The 1,891-nt window shown below is 39.9% G+C and carries 2 protein-coding genes and 1 tRNA gene; all 3 read left to right on the top strand.

Going from position 1 to position 1,891, the window contains the following annotated elements; translation table 11 throughout:
- Positions 1-22: 22 nt before the first annotated feature.
- The 3 genes from PX481_RS22645 (at position 23) to PX481_RS22635 (ending at position 1,821) form a co-directional block, all read left to right on the top strand.
- On the top strand, positions 23-223 hold the full coding sequence (locus PX481_RS22645) for a hypothetical protein (protein WP_002796074.1): 201 nt from the start codon (positions 23-25) through the stop codon (positions 221-223).
- A 119-nt stretch (positions 224-342) separates the two neighbouring features.
- A tRNA-Ala gene (locus PX481_RS22640) sits at positions 343-415 on the top strand.
- A gap of 308 nt (positions 416-723) precedes the next feature.
- Complete coding sequence (locus PX481_RS22635; protein WP_288096171.1) at positions 724-1,821, top strand: AI-2E family transporter; 1,098 nt, start codon at positions 724-726, stop codon at positions 1,819-1,821.
- The last annotated feature ends 70 nt before the right edge of the window (positions 1,822-1,891 follow it).

The following is a 1,891-nucleotide window of genomic DNA, read 5'->3' as shown; positions in this document are numbered from 1 at the left end:
GAAAGTTAACAAAATTTAAAATATGTTAGTTCCGATTCTCATCTTTGACCTCGGTCTTGTGGCTTGGTCATTGCATCTGATGCAGCAAGCGTTCGACAAGCAAGAGTTTTCCTTGATGCTGGCGGGAACCTTGGTGGCAGCAGCGGCAGCAGCTATGTTAGTAGTTTATTTCCTCATGGGTCACTGTTTAACCTATTTAACCCAAATTCCGGCTCCTGTCTAAATGGGGGCGATTGTTTCACCATTGTCTTATCAGCGATCGCCTTGGCAGTGACAAATTTTTTTCTCGTCACCCCTTGACAAAATAATTCTATTTAAGCTATATTCAAAAATGGTCTTCGCGGGGTTATAGCTCAGTTGGTAGAGCACCTCAATGGCATTGAGGGGGTCAGCGGTTCGAATCCGCTTAGCTCCATACAGTTAGGATAAGAGTTTCAGGGTTGCTTGGACCAGAAAAGTAACGAGGAGATGCTAGATTGAAAGAGGATTTCTGGTTAGAAAAGTCTCTTTTTACCTCGATACTCTCTCAGGACAAAATTAATGAACCTCTTGCATAATTAATTTTTGAGGGTTCAAAAAAGGCAAAAACAAGGATTAAATTACATAAAATCTGTAAATAGACCGTTTAATTGATTATTATTCATTCTTAATTCTCCTGACTACTGACTCCTGACTCCTGACTCCTAACCCTAACAACAATTTTTGATTTTTACAAGAGGTCTAATGATAGAGCTTTTTAAGCAACTACCTCGTTGGTTGCGGCTAAGTCTAGTTTTTCCGCTCTTATTTCTCAATGGTTGGTTATTATTCCAATTATTTAGCTATCTAGAACCCTTAGTCAGTATTTTTGTCACTGCTAGTTTACTAGCTTTTGTCTTAGATGTTCCCATCAAACTGCTGCAAAGACGCGGGGTTAATCGCAGTGGTTCGATCGCTATTGTCTTTTTAATTGCCCTATTAATTTTGATTGTTTTAGGTTTAATTTTAATTCCCCAGATTGTCGAACAATTAAGCAGTTTAATCAATAGTTTGCCCCAGTGGATCGAGTCGGGAACCGAACAGATACAAAATTTAGAAAAGTGGGATAAAACTCAGAAATATGCGATTTATATCGAGCAATCAATCACCCAGTTATCGGAGCGACTAACCAATGTTTTACAAACTCTTAGCACTCAATTACTAAGCTTTGTGCTGGGAACTATCAACAGTATCCTAAACATTCTATTTGTTCTGGTTCTCACCGTCTTTCTTGTTCTCTATGGCGAACAAATTTGGGAGGGAATTTTAAGCTGGATTCCTGCTCCCTGGAATCTCAAATTAAGAACGATTATTCGTCAAACTTTTGAAACATATTTTGCTGGTCAAACCATTTTGGCAGGAATTCTCAGCCTTGCTCAAATTTTTGTTTTTGTGATTCTCAAGGTTGATTATGCCCTATTATTCGGGGTGGCGATCGGTCTAACTACATTAATTCCTTTTGCCAGTGCCTTTACCATTATTGGCATTAGTACCCTACTGATGTTTCAAGATTTTTGGTTAGGGTTAAAAGTTTTGACCCTGACTATTATTGTCGGTCAAATTAATGATAATGTCATCGCCCCTCGGTTAATGGGAGGTATGATCGGACTTAATCCCGTCTGGATTATTCTATCTCTTTTTATCGGTGGCAAAGTGGCAGGAATTCTCGGTTTATTGATAGCAGTTCCTATCGCTAGTGTGCTGAAAAGTACCATCGATATCATCCGCTCGCAGCAGCGGGAAAAAGAACCAGTAGTTTTCCTAGAAGAAACGGTGAAAAATTCCTCAGAGGAGAGCAAATAATAATAAATCCTGTTTAAAGGGAAGTGGGGTGTGGGGTGTGGGGTGTGGGGTGTGGGGTGTGGGGTGTGGG

This window comes from Microcystis sp. M53603_WE2 (assembly GCF_030065435.1).
This window is presented reverse-complemented; position numbering and strand designations above follow the sequence as displayed.

What these genes read in the sequence shown, in the direction of transcription:
- PX481_RS22645 (WP_002796074.1), top strand. Translation starts at nt 23, where the DNA reads ATGTTAGTTCCGATTCTCATCTTTGACCTCGGTCTTGTGGCTTGGTCA.
- PX481_RS22635 (WP_288096171.1), top strand. Translation starts at nt 724, where the DNA reads ATGATAGAGCTTTTTAAGCAACTACCTCGTTGGTTGCGGCTAAGTCTA.